Origin of the sequence: Stenotrophomonas sp. 2694 (assembly GCF_040548715.1) — a bacterium.
Lineage (GTDB): Bacteria > Pseudomonadota > Gammaproteobacteria > Xanthomonadales > Xanthomonadaceae > Stenotrophomonas > Stenotrophomonas indicatrix.
On the sequence record NZ_JBEPSG010000006.1, the window covers coordinates 156,092 to 174,966 of the forward strand.

The 18,875-nt window shown below is 67.4% G+C and carries 16 protein-coding genes and 1 pseudogene; 10 read left to right on the forward strand and 7 right to left on the reverse strand.

Features of this window, described 5'->3' with window-relative positions:
- Window positions 1-506: 506 nt before the first annotated feature.
- Window positions 507-2,618, forward strand: a complete 2,112-nt coding sequence (locus ABIA73_RS10020; RefSeq protein WP_223483413.1) for a glycosyl hydrolase family 18 protein — start codon at window positions 507-509, stop codon at window positions 2,616-2,618.
- 119 nt (window positions 2,619-2,737) lie between these two features.
- Here ABIA73_RS10020 and ABIA73_RS10025 read toward each other — a convergent pair whose 3' ends face one another.
- Together ABIA73_RS10025 and xerD are read right to left on the reverse strand one after the other, a co-directional pair.
- Entirely contained in the window at window positions 2,738-3,529 is a 792-nt protein-coding gene (locus tag ABIA73_RS10025; protein WP_025879353.1) for a thioredoxin fold domain-containing protein, read from the reverse strand.
- Between the two features lie 100 nt (window positions 3,530-3,629).
- On the reverse strand, window positions 3,630-4,607 hold the full coding sequence (gene xerD / locus ABIA73_RS10030) for a site-specific tyrosine recombinase XerD (RefSeq protein ID WP_033830309.1): 978 nt from the start codon (window positions 4,605-4,607) through the stop codon (window positions 3,630-3,632).
- A 56-nt stretch (window positions 4,608-4,663) separates the two neighbouring features.
- Between xerD and ABIA73_RS10035 the strand changes: the two genes are divergently transcribed.
- Complete coding sequence (locus ABIA73_RS10035; RefSeq protein WP_080150045.1) at window positions 4,664-5,152, forward strand: RDD family protein; 489 nt, start codon at window positions 4,664-4,666, stop codon at window positions 5,150-5,152.
- Window positions 5,153-5,234: 82 nt separating this feature from the next.
- Here the strand turns inward: ABIA73_RS10035 and lptG are convergent, their stop codons facing one another.
- Both lptG and lptF read right to left on the reverse strand, forming a co-directional pair.
- Window positions 5,235-6,341 carry an LPS export ABC transporter permease LptG gene (gene lptG, locus ABIA73_RS10040; protein ID WP_025879356.1) on the reverse strand — a complete coding sequence of 369 codons (1,107 nt, stop codon included), beginning with the start codon at window positions 6,339-6,341 and terminating at the stop codon, window positions 5,235-5,237.
- Window positions 6,338-7,420: an LPS export ABC transporter permease LptF gene (gene lptF / locus ABIA73_RS10045; protein ID WP_032977254.1), complete on the reverse strand. Its 1,083-nt coding sequence runs from the start codon at window positions 7,418-7,420 to the stop codon at window positions 6,338-6,340. The genes lptG and lptF overlap by 4 nt, the downstream gene beginning before the upstream one ends.
- Before the next feature lie 104 nt (window positions 7,421-7,524).
- Here lptF and ABIA73_RS10050 point away from each other — a divergent pair, with 104 nt between their 5' ends.
- The 5 genes from ABIA73_RS10050 to ABIA73_RS10070 all read left to right on the forward strand — a co-directional run bounded on the left by ABIA73_RS10050 (window position 7,525) and on the right by ABIA73_RS10070 (window position 13,566).
- Window positions 7,525-9,003, forward strand: a complete 1,479-nt coding sequence (locus ABIA73_RS10050) for a leucyl aminopeptidase (protein WP_025879358.1) — start codon at window positions 7,525-7,527, stop codon at window positions 9,001-9,003.
- Window positions 9,004-9,100: 97 nt separating this feature from the next.
- Window positions 9,101-9,526 (forward strand): DNA polymerase III subunit chi, encoded by a 426-nt coding sequence (locus tag ABIA73_RS10055; protein ID WP_025879359.1) that lies wholly within the window; start codon window positions 9,101-9,103, stop codon window positions 9,524-9,526.
- Window positions 9,527-9,545: 19 nt separating this feature from the next.
- Window positions 9,546-9,737, forward strand: coding sequence for a YqaE/Pmp3 family membrane protein (locus ABIA73_RS10060; RefSeq protein WP_025879360.1), 192 nt, complete (start codon window positions 9,546-9,548; stop codon window positions 9,735-9,737).
- 34 nt (window positions 9,738-9,771) lie between these two features.
- A complete protein-coding gene (locus ABIA73_RS10065; RefSeq protein WP_354275726.1) occupies window positions 9,772-12,615 on the forward strand; it encodes a valine--tRNA ligase in 2,844 nt (947 codons plus the stop codon).
- Window positions 12,616-12,744: 129 nt separating this feature from the next.
- On the forward strand, window positions 12,745-13,566 hold the full coding sequence (locus ABIA73_RS10070; protein WP_354275727.1) for an EamA family transporter: 822 nt from the start codon (window positions 12,745-12,747) through the stop codon (window positions 13,564-13,566).
- A 58-nt stretch (window positions 13,567-13,624) separates the two neighbouring features.
- Here the strand turns inward: ABIA73_RS10070 and rimI are convergent, their stop codons facing one another.
- Genes rimI through pssA form a run of 3 tightly spaced genes read right to left on the reverse strand, consistent with a single transcriptional unit; the run spans window position 13,625 to window position 15,407 of the window.
- Window positions 13,625-14,122 (reverse strand): ribosomal protein S18-alanine N-acetyltransferase, encoded by a 498-nt coding sequence (gene rimI / locus ABIA73_RS10075; RefSeq protein ID WP_032952160.1) that lies wholly within the window; start codon window positions 14,120-14,122, stop codon window positions 13,625-13,627.
- Window positions 14,119-14,631: a hypothetical protein gene (locus tag ABIA73_RS10080; protein WP_033830302.1), complete on the reverse strand. Its 513-nt coding sequence runs from the start codon at window positions 14,629-14,631 to the stop codon at window positions 14,119-14,121. Before ABIA73_RS10080 ends, rimI begins: the two co-directional genes overlap by 4 nt.
- Window positions 14,628-15,407: a CDP-diacylglycerol--serine O-phosphatidyltransferase gene (gene pssA, locus ABIA73_RS10085; RefSeq protein WP_025879365.1), complete on the reverse strand. Its 780-nt coding sequence runs from the start codon at window positions 15,405-15,407 to the stop codon at window positions 14,628-14,630. Before pssA ends, ABIA73_RS10080 begins: the two co-directional genes overlap by 4 nt.
- 80 nt (window positions 15,408-15,487) lie before the next feature.
- Here pssA and ABIA73_RS10090 point away from each other — a divergent pair, with 80 nt between their 5' ends.
- The 3 genes and pseudogenes from ABIA73_RS10090 to ABIA73_RS10100 all read left to right on the forward strand — a co-directional run.
- Window positions 15,488-15,865 (forward strand): DUF4124 domain-containing protein, encoded by a 378-nt coding sequence (locus tag ABIA73_RS10090; protein WP_354275728.1) that lies wholly within the window; start codon window positions 15,488-15,490, stop codon window positions 15,863-15,865.
- A 637-nt stretch (window positions 15,866-16,502) separates the two neighbouring features.
- Window positions 16,503-18,206 carry a proline--tRNA ligase gene (locus ABIA73_RS10095; RefSeq protein ID WP_354275729.1) on the forward strand — a complete coding sequence of 568 codons (1,704 nt, stop codon included), beginning with the start codon at window positions 16,503-16,505 and terminating at the stop codon, window positions 18,204-18,206.
- A gap of 223 nt (window positions 18,207-18,429) precedes the next feature.
- A pseudogene (locus tag ABIA73_RS10100) lies at window positions 18,430-18,807 on the forward strand (H-NS histone family protein); the annotation flags it as partial.
- Window positions 18,808-18,875: the final 68 nt, after the last annotated feature.

Below are 18,875 nucleotides of genomic sequence, written 5' to 3' on the forward strand. Positions count from 1 at the left end.
GCCGGCAACCAGGGAACATCAGAAATCAGGCATTGAAGAGCGCAGCGACCGGCTTCTGCTTTTGATTTTCTGTTCTGTCTTCCGTGGCTGACCGCACAGGAACCTGTCCGTGGCCGGGCGGGTGGGGTCAGGCGGGGTGTCCGCGGCATGGATGCCGCGGCCAAGCCCCCATGGACGGGTTCACGGCGTCCCCGCCTGAGCCCACCCGCCCGGCCATCCCCCAGAAATCCGCTGTTCGCGGCAAGCCCCAGCCACGAGGGGCTCCGCCGATGGCTGCCGACCGCGCGCCAGCGCCACTCTCCGCCAAATCCCCGAACCATGCACTCGCTCACGGATTGACCACGCAATTGATGACAACGTTGTCCCCACCTGGCGCCGGACTCTCTCCCCGGCCCACCAGGTACCTCCGTCCGCCCCCTCCGTCGCCTTCCCGGGCGACGTCCGGACCCTGCGTTACGTGCGGCGCCGTCTTGGCCCGCGCGCCAACCATCGATCGGAGACACACCATGTACGACCCGCTTGTGCAGAGTGCCGATGTACGCAGTGCCCACCCTTCCCTTCATCGCTGTCGCCCGCGCCGTCTGGCCTGGTTGCTGGCCCTGGCCGGGGCGGTCGCCCTGCCCGGCCTGGCCCAGGCCGCCAGCTGTGCTGGCGTGGCCGAATGGGACCAGGCCAAGATCTACCGCAGTGGCGACACCCTGCAGAAGGGAGGGGTCCTCTACCGGGCGAACCAGGACATCTGGAATGCGCCGCCAGACCATCCGGCCGGGGCGCCCTACTACACCAACCTCGGCGCCTGCGACGGCGGCGGGGCCAACCAGCCGCCGGTGGTCAGCCTGACCTCGCCGGCCAACGGCGCCACCTTCAGCGCCGGCAGCACGGTCAACGTGACCGCCAACGCCAGTGATGCGGACGGCAGCGTCAGCAAGGTCGAGTTCTTCCGCGATGGCAGTTCGCTGGGCATCGACACCAGCGCGCCGTACAGCGCCAGCTGGGCCAACGCCAGCGCCGGCAGCCACACCCTGCGCGCGGTCGCCACCGACAACAACAACGCCACCGCCAGCACCGCGACCATCACCATCACCGTCAACGCGGCCAGTGGCGATACCACCGCGCCCAGCGTGCCCGGTGGCCTGGCCGTGGGCACCCGCACCGCCAACAGCATCGCCCTGAGCTGGAGCCCCTCCACCGACAACACCGGTGGCAGCGGCGTGGCCGGCTACGACGTGTACCGCAATGGCAGCCTGGTCGGCTCGCCGTCCAGCGCCAGCTATGTCGATGGCGGCCTGACTGCGTCGACCAGCTACAGCTACCGCGTGCGTGCCCGCGACAACGCCGGCAATGCGTCGGCACAGGGCACGGCAGTGACCGCCAGCACCCTGGCCGGCGACGGTGGCACCACCGGCAAGCGGGTCATCGGTTACTTCACCCAGTGGGGCATCTACGGCCGCAACTACCGGGTCAAGAACATCGACAGCAGCGGTTCGGCCGCGCGCCTGACCCACATCAACTACGCCTTCGGCAACGTGCGCAACAACCGCTGCGAAGTGGGCATCACCCAGGCGTCGGACCCGAACAGCGGTGCCGGTGGCGATGCCTTCGCCGACTACACCAAGGCCTTCGGTGCCGGCGAAAGCGTGAGCGGCAGCGCCGATACCTGGGACCAGCCGCTGCGCGGCAACTGGAACCAGCTCAAGCAGCTCAAGGCCAAGTACCCGGGCATGAAGGTGCTGATCTCGCTGGGTGGCTGGACCTGGTCGCGCGGCTTCTCCAGCGCGGCGCAACCGGCCAACCGCCAGGCCTTCGTCGCTTCGTGCATCGACGCCTACATCAAGGGCAACCTGCCGGTGACCGACGGTGCCGGTGGCCCCGGTGCGGCGCTGGGGGTGTTCGATGGCATCGACATCGACTGGGAATACCCGGTGGCCTGCGGTATCGCCTGCGGCACGCCCGAGGACAACGCCAACTTCACCGCGCTGATGGCCGAATTCCGCCGCCAGCTCGATGCGGTGCGCCCGGGCCTGCTGCTGACGGTGGCAGTCGGCGCCGGCATCGACAAGATCCGCGTCACCGATCCGGCCGCGTACCACCCGTACCTGGACTACATCAACGTGATGACCTACGACTTCCACGGCGCGTGGGATGCGAAGACCAATCACCAGTCGGCGCTGTTCGATTCGCCGAATGATCCGTCCACCGGCGACCAGAAGCTGTACAACAGCAACGACGCCATCGAGGCCTTCATCAGCCGTGGTGTTCCCGCCGCCAAGCTCAACCTGGGCATCGGTTACTACGGGCGCGGCTGGACCGGGGTGACCAACGCCAACAACGGCCTGTACCAGAGCGCCACCGGTGCGGCACCGGGTACCTACGAGGCTGGCATTGAAGACTGGAAGGTGCTGAAGAACCTGGCGTGGCCGAGCTACACCGACAACACCGCCGGTGCCACCTGGATCTACAACGGCAGCACGTTGTGGAGCTTCGATACCCCGGCCAACATCACCCGCAAGATGGGCTACGTGAAGACCCAGGGACTGGGCGGTGCGTTCGTCTGGGAGTTCAGCGGCGACGATGCGCAGGGCACGCTGACCAAGGCGGTCAGTGATGGGTTGAAGTAAAAAAAAAAAGCCGGGGGCGCACTGCGTCCCCGGCTTTCTGTCTGATGCATCCGCCGGGCATGGCCCGGCGCTACCCGCCCATCCAAAGTAGCGCCGGGCCATGCCCGGCGGCGTTTCAATCAGCGCTTGGCCGACAGCTTCTCCAGCGCAGCACGCAACTGCGCCGGCGGCAGGTAGCCGCCGAGCTGGGTGCCATCGGGCGCGAAGATCGCCGGCGTGCCATTCACGCCCAACTGCTGGCCCAGGGCGTACTGCATCGCCACCGGGTTGGTGCAGTTCTTCGCTGCCACCGTGCCACCACGCTTGGCATTGGTCAGCGCCTGGCGGCGATCGGCCGCGCACCAGACCGAGATCATGTCGGTGTAATCCTTGCTGCCCAGCCCCATGCGCGGGAAGGCCAGGTATTCGACGGTGATGCCGTTGCGGTTGAGCTCGGCGATGTCCTGGTGCAGCTTGCGGCAGTAGCCGCATTCGATGTCGGTGAACACGCTGATGGTGTACTTCGCGTTCGGCGCGGCGAACACGATGCGGTCGCCATGGTTGGCCTTGGCCAGCAGGTCGCGACGGTAGCCCAGCAGGCCTTCGCTGTTGGCCGGGCTCTTGGCGCGGGTGTCGTAGGGCTGCGACTGGAACAGGTAGCGGCCGTCGTCGGAGACGTAAAGCAGCTGGCCGGAGACCACCACTTCACGGAAGCCCGGGAAGGGCGCGGCACCGATGTAGTCCACCTGGAAGCCGGGGTTGAGCTCGGTCAGCGCCTTGCGCACGGCCTGCTCGGCCGGAGCATTGGCCGTGGCGGCAGGGCCGGTCTTGGCTGCCGCTGCAGCGGGGGCCTTTGCGGCGGGCGGGGCGGGCTGGGCGCAGGCACTCAGGCTGAGCGCGCCGAACACGGCGGCGATGGCGAATCGGAGCATGGAGCAGTCCGCAGCAGAAAGAAGACCCCGGATTCTGACACAGCCATCCTGAGCGGTCCGCGATGCCGCGCACAGGCCCGGCAGGGGTTCAGCCGCGGGCTCAGCCGCGTGGATGATGGCGGGCGTGCAGTTTCTGCAGGTGTTCGCGTGCGACCAGCGTGTAGATCTGCGTGGTGGACAGCGAGCTGTGGCCCAGCAGCATCTGCAGCGCGCGCAGGTCGGCGCCACGGTTCAGCAGGTGGGTAGCGAAACTGTGCCGCAGGCCATGCGGACTGATCCGCGCCGGGTCGATACCGGCCACCGCCGCGTATCGCTTGACCAGGTGCCAGAAGGCCTGGCGGGTCAAGCCATGCAGCGCCGGTTCGATGAACAGGGGCGTCTGCCCGTCGGCCAGCGCCTGCACCTTGCCCTTCCCCACCAGCTGCGGTCGCGACTGCTGCAGGTAGCGTTCCAGCCAGTACTGCGACTCCTCGCCCAGCGGCACCAGGCGTTCCTTGCTGCCCTTGCCGGTCACCCGCAGTACGCCCTGGCGCAGGTTCACCGCGGTGGCGGGCAACAGCACCAGCTCGCTCACCCGCAGCCCGGCGGCATACATCAGCTCCAGCATGGCGCGGTCGCGCAGGCCGAGCGGACTGTCGATATCCGGTGCCGCCAGCAGCGCGTCGATCTGGCTCTCTGCCAGTGCCTTGGGCAGCAGCCGTGGCAGCTTCGGCGGGTCCAGCAGTGCGCTGGGATCCTCGCTGCGTTCGCCACGCCGCACGGCATCGGCAAAGAACGCGCGCAGCGCCGACAGCAACCGCGCGTTGCTGCGCGGCGACCAGTTGTGGCGGGTGCGCCAGGCCAGGTAATCGAACAGACCGGCGCGTTCAACACCGGCCAGACCACCGTCGCGCCCGTCACACCAGCGCGCCAGGCCTTCAAGGTCGCGGCGATAGCTGTCCAGGGTGGCGCGGGCCAGACCGTGCTCGGCCCAGATCGCATCGAGGAAACGCTGGATGCGCTGACTGTCCTCGCCGCGCAGCTCGGGCAATTGCTGGACCAGCTGACGACGTTCGGCGGGGGTGGAAGTGACGGCCATGCACGCAGGATACGAGGCCAACTGCGGGCACGGCCAGCATTGCGTATGCTCGGCACATGTCGAGCCCCGCCACCGATGCGGCCCACGTCGCCGCTGATACGCCCCGCCCGCGCGCGCTGCTGCTGTGGCGCCTGCTGGCGATGATCTATGACGCGCTGCCGGTGCTGGCCTTGTGGATGCTGGCCGGCACGGCCTTCACCCTGGCCTATACGTTCAGCGGCCATGCGCAGCGCGACAACATCGCGCCTTTCAGTGCCTGGCAATGGCTGCTGTGGGCGGTGTGCTGGGCTGTGACCGGGTGGTATGCCACCGCCAGCTGGCGGCGCGGTGGGCAGACGCTGGGCATGCGCCCGTGGCGCTTGAAGCTGGAATCACGCGATGGCACGCCGTTGCGACGCGGCCAGCTGTGGCTGCGCTTCGCGGTGGCCACGCTGTCGTTGCTGCTGGGCGGATTGGGCTTCTGGTGGGCCTTGGTGGATCGCCAGCGGCTGACCTGGCACGACCGCGCGAGTGCCACGCAGCTGCTGCGGATGCCGAAGCGCTGACCTGTCCTGGCAGCGCCGGGCCATGCCCGGCGGACGCGGGATATCGCACACCTTCGCCGGGCATGGCCCGGCGCTACCGGAATCAGCCCGATTTGCGCCGGAACAACAACCCGGACACGGCCAGCATCACGATCGGCGGCAGCGCATAGGCAATGCGGTAGTCGAACTTGAGCGCACCGGCCATGCGGCCGAAGAACAGCTGCAGCAGCCAGAACGCCAGCGCGAACAGGATGCCCAGGAACAAGCGCTTGCCCATGCCGCCACTGCGCAGCGAACCGAACGCGAACGGCACCGCCGCCAGGCACAGCGCCAGCACATTCAACGGATAGAACCAGCGGCTCCAGTACACATCCTCATAGTCGCGTGCATCCAGCCCGTTGCGCTCGCGGTAGGCGATGCTGGTGCTCAGCTCGGACACGCTGAGGTTGCGCGGCTTGGCGATGCCGGTGGCCAGGGCGCCGGCATCCAGCTTGGAATTCCACGGCTCACGGGCCGCTTCCTGGCGCGTTGCCGAGCGCTCGCCGAAGGTGTCACGGCGCACGCCGGTCAATACCCAGCCATCCTTGTCATGCTCGGCGGTGGCCGCATGGGTCAGCGTACCGATCCGACCCTCTTCGTCGATCTTGTACAGGCGCACGTCACGCAGAATCAGCCGGGTGCCCTTGTCGCCGACCAGCTGTTCTTCGCCACTCTGTGCATTGAGGAACGTGTCACCCTCACGCGCCCACAGGCCGGAGTAACGCGCCACCGCCATGTCGGTGCCCCACTTGGCACTCATCTTCAGCGAATCGGCGCGGTTCTGGCCCCACGGCCCCAGGGTCTCGGCGCTGATCACCATCAGCCCGGTCAGCAGCGACAGGGCGATCGCCACCGACACGCTCAGGCGCTTGCGCGACAGGCCCAGCGCGCGCAGCGCCGTCAGCTCCGAGGTCGCGGCCAGCTGGCCCAGGCCCATCAGCGCGCCGATCACCGCCGCGGTCGGGAACATCGTGTAGGCCCGGCGCGGCACGGTGTACAGCACCCAGGCGGCAGCATGGCCCAACGAATAGCCGTTCTTGCCGATGTCCTTGAACTCACCGGAGAAGGCCATCAGCACGTCCAGGCCCACCAGCACCGCCCAGGTCAGCAGCACGGTACCCAGCACTGCCCGGCCCAGGTACAGATCGAAACGCATCGGTCGCAGCATCATGCGCGGGCTCCCTTCGGGCGGGCCATGCGGCCGTCACGCGCGTACATCCAGATCGCCAGTGCCAGCAGCGGCAGGGTCAGCCACCACAGGCCAAGCGCCGGCGGAATCTGGCCATTGGCGATCCAGCCACTGCCGATGAACATCAGGTTGGTACCGACCATGTAGGCCATCAGGGCCAGCATCATCCGCCCATAGCGCTGCTGGCGCGGCGAACTGCGTCCCAGCGGCACGGTCAGCAGGGCAAAGGCCAGCGCGATCAGCGGCGGCGCCAGACGACGGTGCAGCTGTGCCTGGGCCTCGGGGCGCTTGTCACCGAACAACGCGGTGGTCGGCATCAGTTCGGGGTCATCACTCTTGCGGGCCTCACTGCCGTCGGGCAGCGCCACGTCGTTGCGGGCGAAGGTCGCCAGGCGGTAGTCCAGTGCGCCGGCCGCCGGCCCTTCCAGCTGGTGGCCATCATCCAGTTCGAGGAAACGCTGGCGGGCGCCTTCGAAGTACATGCGGCCGCTGGCGGCGGACACCACTTCAAGGCGATCCTCCTTCTGCCGCTGCAGGAACACCCGGCCCAGCTGGCTGCCATCGGGCGAGATCGAGGCGACATAGACCACCCCGCCATTGGGCAGCGGGGTGAACCGGCCCGGCTCCAGGCCGGCCATCAGCACGCTGCGGTTGGCGTCCTGCACCATCTGTTCGGCGGTTCGCCCGGCCCAGGGGCCGAGCCACAGCGAACAGGCACCGACCACCGCGATCACCGGCAGCACCAGCATCAGCAGGGGCTTGAGCAGGCGCCGGGGGCCGACACCGATGGCGGTGATGACCGCCATTTCCGAGTCGCGGTAGAGGCGGGCAATGGCCAGCAGCAGGCCCAGCATCAGTGCCAGCGGCAGGATCAGCGGCATGTAGACGATGAACTGCAGGCCCAGCTGCGAGAACAGCAGCTTGGCCGGCAGCCGCCCGTCGGCGATGTTGCCGAGGATGTCCACCAGCACGCCGCCCACGCTGACCACCAGCAGGACGATCAGGGTAGCCAGGAAACTCTGGACGAAATCGCCCAATAGATAGCGGTCGAGCTTCAACATGGGGCGGTGGTTTAAACTCTCAGGTTCGTTCGCGGTGCCGCCCAGTCTAGCGTCTGGGCGTAAACGGTCCGCGATTGTACGGACTTGCCAATGGAATCTGCTCAATGGCTCTCGAATTCACCCTGAACCACCTCGCTGCGGCTTCGGCCGCCGTTGACTGCATCGTCGTCGGCGCCTATGCCGACCATACCCTGACTGCGTCCGCGCAGGCACTGGATGCTGCAAGCGGTGGCCGCCTGGCCGCCCTGGCCCAGCGCGGCGACCTGTCCGGCAAGACCGGCGCCACCACCCTGCTGCACGACCTGCCGGGCGTCGCCGCCCCGCGCGTGCTGGTGGTCGGCCTCGGCGATGCCGCCCGCTTCGGCGTGCCGCAGTACCTGAAGGCGGTCGGCGATGCCGTGCGCGCGCTGAAGGCCGGCGCTGCCCGCAGCGCACTGTTCACCCTGTCCGAAGTGGCAGTGAAGGACCGCGACGCGGCCTGGGCGATCCGCCAGGCGGTGATCGCCGCCGACCACGCTGCCTACCGCTACACCGCCACCCTGGGCAAGAAGAAGGCCGACGATGCCGGCCTGGCCCAGCTGGCCATCGCCGGTGATGACGCGCAGGCCCTGGCCCAGGGCCAGGCCATCGCCGCCGGTGTCGAGTTCGCCCGCGAGCTGGGCAACCTGCCGCCGAACTACTGCACCCCGGCCTATCTGGCTGAAGTGGGCGTGAAATTCGCCGGCGAGCATGACGGTGCCGAAGCCGAGATCCTCGACGAGACCCAGATGGAAGCGCTGGGCATGGGCTCGCTGCTGGCCGTGGCCCGTGGCTCGGCCAACCGCCCGCGCCTGGTCGTGCTGAAGTGGAGCAATGGCGGCGACGCCAAGCCCTACGTGCTGGTCGGCAAGGGCATCACCTTCGATACCGGTGGCGTCAACCTGAAGACCCAGGGCGGCATCGAAGAGATGAAGTACGACATGTGCGGTGGCGCCAACGTCATCGGCACCTTCGTCGCTGCGGTCAAGGCCAAGCTGCCGTTGAATCTTGTGGTGGTGGTCCCGGCGGTGGAAAACGCCATCGACGGCAATGCCTACCGTCCGTCCGACGTCATCACCTCGATGTCGGGCAAGACCATCGAAGTGGGCAACACCGACGCCGAAGGCCGCCTGATCCTGTGCGACGCACTGACCTACGCGCAGCGCTTCGAGCCGCAGGCGCTGGTCGATGTGGCGACCCTGACCGGTGCCTGCATGGTCGCCCTCGGCCACCAGACCGCAGGCCTGATGAGCAAGCACGACGACCTGGCCAACGAACTGCTGGCCGCCGGCGAGCAGGTCTTCGACCGCGCCTGGCGCCTGCCGCTGTGGGACGAGTACCAGCCGATGCTGGATTCCAGCTTCGCCGACGTCTACAACATCGGCGGCCGCTGGGCCGGTGCCATCACCGCCGGCTGCTTCCTGTCGCGCTTCGCCGAAGGCCAGCGCTGGGCCCATCTGGACATCGCCGGCGTGGCCAGCGATGAAGGCAAGCGTGGCATGGCCACCGGCCGTCCGGTCGGCCTGCTGAGCCAGTGGTTGCTGGACCAGGTCGCCCGCGCCTGACGCTGTACCTGACCCTGGCCGGCAACCGCCGGCCGGGGCCTCGCCGGTCCAGCCGCCACCCGGCATGGACCGGCACCTGCCTCACCTGGATGCCGCCATGCCCCGCGCCGACTTCTACCTGATCGCCAAGCCCCGTTTCCTGACCGAGCCGTTGCGCCTGGTCTGCGAGCTGGCGCGCAAGGCCAACGACGCCGGGTTGTTCACCCTGGTCCTCGCCCGCGACCAGGCCCAGGCCGAAGAACTTGACGAACTTCTCTGGTCATTCGACGACGATGCCTACATTCCGCACCAGATCGTAGGTGAGGACGTGGACGAGGAAGAAGCCCTGGTACTGATCGCCCCGCCCGGCGGCGAGGCGCCCGTGCGGCCGCTGGTGATCAACCTGCGCGACGAACCCTGGCTGGGCCAGTGCGAGCGCGTGCTGGAAGTGGTCCCGGCCGATCCGGAGGCGCGCGAACCACTGCGCGAGCGCTGGCGCCAGTACAAGACCGCCGGCTACGACCTGAACAAGCACGACATGTAAGCCCTGCGAGGACCCCTTGATGCGCCTGCTGATCGCCCTGATTCTTCCCTGGCTGTCCTTTTTCACCATCGGCCGGCCGTTTGCCGGCATCGTCTGCCTGATCCTGCAGATCACCCTGATCGGCTGGCTGCCCGCCGCGATCTGGGCTGCCTATTCGGTCAGCCAGTACCACACCGACCAGAAGATCCGGCGCACCCTCGGGTCGCGCTGATCTCCCTTCCCGCCTTGATGACTGGTTCCCCCGCATGACCCAACTCGCCTCCAGCTACGACCCGAAGTCCTTCGAGACCGACCTCTACGAGGCCTGGGAGAAGGCCGGCCATTTCAAGCCGTCCGGCAAGGGCGAGCCATACACCATCCTGCTGCCGCCGCCGAACGTGACCGGCACCCTGCACATGGGCCATGCCTTCCAGCAGACCCTGATGGATGCGCTGGTGCGCTACCACCGCATGCGCGGCTACGACACGCTGTGGCAGGTCGGTACCGACCACGCCGGCATCGCCACCGAGATGGTGGTCAGCCGCAACCTGGCGCTGGAAGGCAATGGCGAGACCCGCGATTCGCTGGGCCGCGAGGGCTTCATCGGCAAGGTGTGGGAATGGAAGCAGCAGTCCGGTGACATCATCGAACGGCAGATGCGCCGCCTGGGCACGTCTGCCGACTGGTCGCGCAGCACCTTCACCATGGACCCGCAGCCGTCCGAAGCGGTGATCGAAGCCTTCGTGCGCTGGCATGAGCAGGGCCTGATCTACCGTGGCCAGCGCCTGGTCAACTGGGATCCGGTGCTGAAGACGGCGATCTCGGACCTGGAAGTGGAGAGCGCCGAGGAAGAGGGTTTCCTGTGGTCGATCGCCTACCAGCTGGATGAAGGCCTGAGCTACGAGCACGTCGAGCGCGATGCCGACGGCGTCGAGACCCTGCGCGAAACCCGCGATTACCTGGTGGTCGCCACCACCCGCCCGGAAACCCTGCTGGGCGACACCGCGGTGATGGTGCATCCGGAAGACGAGCGTTACCTGCACCTGATCGGCAAGAGCGTGGTGCTGCCGCTGACCGGCCGCCGCGTGCCGGTGATCGCTGATGACTACGTGGACCGTGCGTTCGGTACCGGCGTGGTCAAGGTCACCCCGGCGCATGACTTCAACGATTACCAGGTGGGCGTGCGCCACAGCCTGCCGATGATCAACCTGTTCACGCCGGTGGCCGCGATCAACGACAACGCGCCGGAGCGTTTCCAGGGGCTGGACCGTTACGACGCGCGCAAGGCCGTGCTGGCTGAACTGGAAGACCTGGGCATCCTGGTCGAGACCAAGGCGCACAAGCTGCAGGTGCCGCGCGGCGACCGTACCGGCCAGGTGATCGAGCCGTACCTGACCGACCAGTGGTTCGTGAAGATGGACGAGCTGGCCAAGCGTGGCCTGGAGCTGGTCGAGAACGGCAGCATCTCCTTCGTGCCGCCGAACTGGATCAACACCTACCGCCACTGGATGACCAACATCCAGGATTGGTGCATCAGCCGCCAGCTGTGGTGGGGCCACCGCATTCCCGCATGGTTCGATGCCGCCACCGGCAGCTGCTACGTCGGCCGCAGCGAAGACGAGGTGCGGGCGAAAAACAATCTCGGCAGCGACGTCGTGCTGAGCCAGGAAAGCGACGTGCTGGAGACCTGGTTCTCCTCGCAGCTGTGGCCGTTCTCCACCCTGGGCTGGCCGAACGAGCAGGCGATGGCCGAGCGCGGTTTCGACCGCTACCTGCCGTCGTCGGTGCTGATCACCGGCTTCGACATCATCTTCTTCTGGGTGGCGCGCATGATCATGGCCACCGACAACCTGACCGGGAAGATCCCGTTCAAGGACGTCTACTTCACCGGCCTGATCCGCGACGGCCAGGGCCAGAAGATGTCCAAGAGCAAGGGCAACGTGCTCGATCCGCTGGACATCATCGACGGCATCACCATCGATGATCTGGTGGCCAAGCGCACCGGCGGGCTGATGCAGCCGCGCATGGTCGAGAAGATCGAGAAGGCCACGCGCAAGGAGTTCCCGGACGGCATCGCCGCCCATGGTGCCGATGCGCTGCGTTTCACCATCGCCGCGCTGGCGACCCATGGCCGCGACATCAAGTTCGACATGAACCGCGCCGAGGGCTACAAGAATTTCTGCAACAAGCTGTGGAACGCCAGCCGCTTCACTCTGATGAACACCGAAGGTGCGGCGTTCACCGGCGTGCCGACGCCGCGGACCGATGCCGAGCGCTGGATCCTCTCGCGCCTGGCCGCTACCACCGCCGAAGCGCAGGGTCATTTCGCCGCCTATCGCTTCGACCTGTTGGCGCAGTGCCTGTACGAATTCGCCTGGAACGCGTTCTGCGACTGGTTCCTGGAGCTGAGCAAGCCGGCATTGAACGGCGCCGATGCCGCCGACGCCGACAGCACCCGCCACACCCTGCTGTACGTGCTGGAAGCGCTGCTGCGCCTGCTGCACCCGCTGACCCCGTTCATCACCGAACAGCTGTGGCAGCAGCTGGCACCGCGCCTGGGCCTGGCCGAAACCACGCTGTCACTGCGCCCGTACCCGACCGCCGCCGAATTCGAGGGCGATTTCACCCAGGCCGAGGCCGACGTGGAATGGTTGAAGGCAGTGATCAGTGCGGTGCGCCGCGTGCGCAGCGAGCTGAACGTCGCCCCGTCCAGGCTGGTGCCGCTGCGCCTGCTGGCCGGCCAGGAACATGCCGGGCAGAGCCAGGACCGCGAGCGCATCGAGCGCTTCAGCGCTTCGCTGTCGTTCCTGCTGAAGCTGGACAGCATCCAGTGGCTGGCCGACGCACAGAGTGCGCCGCCGGCCGCCGCCGCGATCGTCGGTGAGCTGAAGCTGCTGGTGCCGCTGGAAGGCCTGGTTGATCTCGATGCCGAGCGCGCGCGCCTGGACAAGGAGATCAAGCGCGTGGAAGGCGAACAGGAGAAGAGCGAGACCAAGCTGGCCAAGTTCTCCGACAAGGTTCCGCCGGCGGTGATCGAGCAGGAACGCGTGCGCCTGGTCGACTGGAACAACCAGCTGGCCGGCCTGCGCGAACAGCGCGCGAAGCTGTAACGCCTCCCGGGTGGGTGCGGACCTTGGTCCGCACCGCTGTGATGTGCCAACCCAGGTTGGCACCTGCCATGCAAAACGATGTGCCGACCAAGGTCGGCACCCACCCCTGTCTTTTGGCATCATCGCTTGATGCCGCTTTCCATCTTCCTGCTGGTCCTCGCCGCCGCCGCACTGCACGCCAGCTGGAACGCGATCGTCAAACGCGGGCCGGACAAGTTCCTCGGCACGGTGCTGGTCACCGGCAGCGCTGCACTGCTGTCGGCCATCGCCCTGCCCCTGCTGCCCATGCCCACCGCCGCAAGCTGGCCGTGGCTGGCCGTCTCGGCGCTGCTGCAGGTGACCTACTACGCATTGGTCGCACGCTGCTACCAGCAGGTCGACATGAGCCTGGCGTATCCGATGATGCGTGGTTGCGCGCCCATCCTCGTTGCGCTGGCCGGCGCCGTGCTCGGCGAACGCCTGCCGCCGTCGGCCTGGCTCGGTGTCCTCCTGGTGAGTGGCGGCATCCTGTGCATGGCCCGCGGCGCACGTGGCGGCCAGCTGCGGCTGCCGTTGCTGACGGCGGCGATGATCGCCACCTACACCCTGGTCGATGCGCAGGGCGCGCGACTGTCCGGCAATGCGCTGAGCTACACGTTGTGGCTGTTCCTGCTGTCGGGCATTCCGTTGCCGTTGTGGGCGCTGCATCGGCAGCGCGGCAAGCTGCTGGCGTATGCGCGCCAGCACTGGCCGCTGGGCGTGGCCGGCGGCATCGGTACCACCGCCTCGTATGCGATGGCGCTGTGGGCGATGACCCAGGTGCCGGTGGCAATGGTGTCGGCGCTGCGCGAATCGTCGATCCTGTTCGCGCTGCTGATCTCGGTGTTCCTGCTGCGCGAGCGGGTACCGCGTGCACGCTGGGTGGCGGCCGCGCTGATCGTCGGCGGTGTGCTGGCACTGCGGCTGGCGTAAACAACGCATCGGTAGCGCCGGGCCATGCCCGGCGAGCGCAGCGGCCACGCGACGCCCATTACAGCGGCGGCATTGTCTCCAGCTCGCCGTCCACCAGCTCGATCGCCATCACCAGCGCATCTTCGCGCCCCTGCGCAGCAGGGTAGTAGCGGGGGCGCCGGCCGATCTCGTTGAAGCCTTCGCTGTGATACAGCGCCAGCGCCGGGGTATTGGACGGACGCACTTCCAGGAACACCCGCTGCGCGCCTCGATCACCGGCCAGGCGGACCAGCGCACGCAGCAGCTGGCGGCCGAGCCCACGCGACTGCACCAGCGGATCGATGCAGATGTTCAGCACATGTGCTTCATCGGCAGCAAGGCTGAGCACGCCATAGCCGATCAACAGGCCATCGCGCTCCATGGCCAGGCCGGGGTAACCGGCACGCAGGCAATCCAGGAAAATGCCGCGGGTCCAGGGATAGGGATAGCCACGCACTTCGATGGCCATCACCGCGTTGAGATCGCTCTCGCGCAGCGCACGCAGCGCCACCGGCCCGGGCTGGCTGACCGCACTCATGCGGTTCCGCCCTTGCGCAGCGCGCGCAGCTGCGGCCACAACGCGCGCTTGGCTGCGGGGTCGCGACGCAGTTGCTCCAGCGGCCAGCTGTCCATCAGTGCCTGGGTGGCGGGGTCGTTGGGATTGCAGCCCGAGGCACGCAACAGCGCGATCTGCAGGCGGTCAGGCAGGCGCACCAGCGGCTGGCGCGCGTTGCCGGTGGGCAGCGGACGGGCCGCAGCCGGGACGGTGTCCGGCGCCGCTACCGGCACGGCAGTGCGTGGTGGCGCGCGCTCGAGCCGAGGCTCCGGCGCCGCACCGCGCTGGCTGGGTGCGTGCTGCATCGAAGGTGGAGCCGCGCGCGTCGCCTCGACCGGCACGGGTGCCGACGCTGCGGCTTCAGCCACGCTCAGCTGCAGTGCCGCGTCCATTTCGGCGGCCAACTGGCCGTCGTGATAGACGGTGTAGCCCATGGCCTGCAGCCAGGCCTGCTGGGCCGGGGACCACAACACGGGCAGGTCCTGGCTCACGCCGCCTCGGGCTTCTTGCGCAGGCGCTGCACGCCCCACATCACCGGGCCTGACAGGGCGTACAGGATGCCGACGACGAACAGCACGCGGGGCAGGTCGATCACCGCGATGGCGATGGCGATCGGCACCAGTGCCAGCACCAGGAACGGGACACGGTCCGAGCGCGCGCCCTGCTTGGCCGCGCCGCCCTTGAAGCTCCAGAAGCGGATGCGGCTGACCATCAACAGTGCGGCGACCAGGGTCACCGCCAACGCCACGAAGCGCAGCTCGTTGCCGTTCCAGCCCAGCGTGCCATCGGCGAAGGCCCAGACGAAGGACATCATCAGGCCGGCGGCAGCCGGGCTGGCCAGGCCAACGAACCAGCGCTTGTCGACAACGGCCACCTGGGTATTGAAGCGCGCCAGGCGCAGCGCCGCGCAGGCGGCGTACAGGAACGCCACCGCCCAGCCCAGGCGACCGACCAGCTCACCGTCGTATTTCAGTTCCGACAGGGACCAGTGATACATCACCAGGGCCGGTGCCATGCCGAAGCTGACCAGATCGGCCAGCGAATCGTACTGCACGCCGAACTCGCTGCTGGTACCGGTCAGGCGCGCGACACGGCCATCGAGGCCGTCCATCACCGCCGCCACGAACACGGCGATGCTGGCGTTGACGAAATCCCCGTTGGCCGCGGCGATGATGGCGTAGAAACCAGAGAACAGCCCAGCCGTGGTGAACAGGTTGGGCAGCAGGTAAATCGTGCGCGAGCGCGGCGGCGGTGTGATCGGGTCCATGGAATCCAGTTTAATCGACTTGCCAGCGGTCGGCGCCAATGCTGCAATCGGCGTTCTACGCCCATTCTGCGGAGTTTGCCATGCGTGCCCTGTCCTGCCTGGGTTGCCTGCTGCTGTTGGCCAGTACCATTGCGCTGGCCGGCCCTGTCTACAAGTGGAAGGACGCCAAGGGCGTGACCCAGTATTCGGAAACGCCGCCGGCCGGGGCAAAGTATGAGACCCGTGCCCAGGCCAGGACAGCGGCGACGGACGCGGCCCCCGAACCTGCCGCCGCGCCGGTGCCGGAACAATGCAGCACCGCCCGCGCCAACGTGACGCTGCTGGAAGGCACCGGCCCGGTGATGCAGGACACCGATGGCGATGGCAAGGCCGATACCGCGCTTACCCCGGAACAGCGCAGCGCGCAAAAGGGCCTGGCCGAGGCGGCGATCAAGGCGTACTGCCCTCCGGCGGGTTGAGGGGGGATCGGCCGGGCGGCGCCCGGCACCCGCCGAATCAACGTCAACGTCAACGTCAAAAGCGGGCATTCCGTGGGATGACGGGGCGGTGTCGGATTGCGGGGACGCCGTAAACCCATCCGTGGGGGCTTGGCAGCCGCATCCATGCGGCTGACACCCCGCAATCCGACACCGCCCCGTCTTCGACAGTTTCCCGGTGGCCAGTAGATCCACGCCATGCGTGGATGCATCTCCATCGAAATCGAATATTTCGAAATCGGGACGAAAAACATCCACGCATGGCGTGGATCTACGTGTCGACCAAGGTCGACACCCACCAAGAGCAGGCCATGCCATAGAGCAGGCCATGCCATCCCGACAGATTGCGGAGATCTGTCGAAGGCGGGGTGGGTCCGGTTGCGGGGGTGTCCGCGGCATGGATGCCGCGGCCAAGCCCCCACGGATGGGTTTACGGCGTCCCCCGCAACCGGACCCACCCCGCCATCCCACAGCAACCCCGCTGTTGCTGTTGCTGTTGCTGTTGCTGTTGCCGTTGCTCCAGCCGTTGCCTCTGCGGGTGCCGGGCGCCGCCCGGCCGATACCCCTCCCCCGGCCGGGCTGGCAGAATAGGTATCTCTGCCGTAATCCGAAGCCGACGATGCGCCTCTCCCAGTTCCACCTGCACACCACCAAGGAAACCCCCAGCGACGCCGAGCTGACCAGCCACCGGCTGATGCTGCGCGCGGGCATGATCCGCAAGCTCGCATCCGGCCTGTACACCTGGTCGCCGCTGGGCCTGCGCGTGCTGCGCAAGGTCGAACGCATCGTCCGCGAGGAAATGGACCGCGCCGGTGCCGTGGAATTCCAGATCCCGACCATCCAGCCGAAGGAACTGTGGGAGCAGACCGGCCGCTGGCAGAAATTCGGCCCGCAGCTGCTGAAGATCAAGGACCGCAAGGAACAGACCTTCTGCTACAGCCCCACCGCCGAGGAAGCGGCCTGCGATTTCGCGCGCAGCGAACTGTCCAGCTACAAGCAGCTGCCGGTGAATTTCTACCAGATCCAGACCAAGTTCCGCGACGAGATCCGCCCGCGCTTCGGTGTCATGCGCGCGCGCGAGTTCCTGATGAAGGACGCCTACTCGTTCCACCTGCACGACGAAGACCTCGTGCGTGAGTACGAAAACATGAAGGTGGCCTACAGCCGCATCTTCACCCGCCTGGGCCTGGACTTCCGCATGGTGCAGGCCGATTCCGGCGCAATCGGCGGTGACGCCTCGCAGGAATTCCACGTGATCGCCGACTCCGGTGAGGACGCGCTGGTCTTCTCCACCGGTTCGGACTACGCGGCCAACATGGAAGCGGCCATCGCCGCCGATCCGGCCGCGCGTGCTGCGGCCAGCGAAGCGCTGCGCAAGGTCGAGACCCCGACCCAGAAGACCTGCGAAGACGTCGCCGCGCTGCTGGGCATCGATCTGCAGCGTACGGTGAAGTCGGTGGCGCTGATCGCCGGCGAAGGCGAGGCACAGCAGTTCGTGCTGGCGCTGGTGCGTGGCGACCACGAGGTCAACGAAATCAAGCTGGGCAAGGTTGCTGGCCTGGACGAGCAGCGTTTTGCCAGCGAAGCAGAGATCGCCGAATACCTCGGCAGCGTGCCGGGCTTCCTTGGTCCGGTCGCCCCGGCCAAGCCGATCCGCGTGGTCGCCGATCGCGAAGTGGCGGCGATGTCCGACTTCGTCGTCGGTGCCAATGAGGCCGGTTTCCATCTGGCCGGCGTCAACTGGGGCCGCGACCTGGCCGAACCGGAAGTGGCCGATATCCGCAACGTGCGCGCCGGTGATCGTGCGCTGGACGGCGGCGAACTGAAAATCACCCGCGGCATCGAAGTCGGCCACGTGTTCCAGCTGGGCCGCACCTATGCGAAGGCGCTCGATGCCACCGTGCTGGACGAGAATGGCAAGGCCGCGGTAATGACGATGGGCTGCTACGGCATCGGTATTTCGCGTGTTGTCGCCGCAGCCATCGAGCAGAACCACGATGACGCCGGCATCATCTGGCCCGACGCGATGGCGCCGTGGCAGGTGGTGGTCTGCGTGATCAATCCGAAGGGCGACGCAGGCGTGGCCGATGCAGCTGCAGCTCTGCTGCAGGAGCTGCGCGATGCCGGCCTGGATGCCGCACTGGACGACCGCGGCCTGCGCCCGGGCGCGATGTTTGCCGACATGGAACTGATCGGCATCCCGCACCGCGTGGTGGTCAGCGAGCGCGGCCTGGCCGCAGGCACCTTCGAGTACCGCTCGCGTCGCGCAGCCGAAGCGGAGAGCCTGGACAAGGCCACCCTGCTGCAGCGCCTGCAGGGCTGATCGGAAAAAGACCGGGGTATACCCCGGTCTTTTTTTTTGCGGCTGGCCGCCCCGGGAAAACCGCAACGGACATAATCCGGTCAAAATGGTCGCAACCGGGCCAGCCAGCCGACAGACGGTGACCGCAACTGTTTGTGCTGGGATTAATTCCTCATTACTCTGTCCTGCGACGCCACGGACCGGCTCGTCCCTGTCCCTAAATTAGTTTCTGGAGTAATCGTTGATGAGCATCGACCTGACCGGCCTGTCTGCACGTGAGCTGGGCGCATTGATCCGCACAGCCAAGAAGCAGCAGACCATCGTCGCCAAGCGTCGCCCGATCACCAAGGTTCGTGCCCAGCTGAGCAAGCTGGCCAAGACCGAGGGTTACACCATCGAGGAACTGTTCGGTGGTGAACCCGCACCGCGCGCGCGCAAGGTCGCCAAGACCACCAAGGCCCCGTCCAAGGCTGCCGGCCGCAAGCTGGGCAAGGTTGCGCCGAAGTACCGCAACCCGGCCAACCCGAAGGAAACCTGGACCGGTCGTGGCAAGCAGCCGCGCTGGATGGCCGAGCTGACCGCCAAGGGCAGCAAGAAGCCGGAAGATTTCCTGATCAAGAAGGCCTGAGGCCAGCTGCAGCAGGAATGAAAAACGCCGGCGAAAGCCGGCGTTTTTTTGGGGTAGCGCCG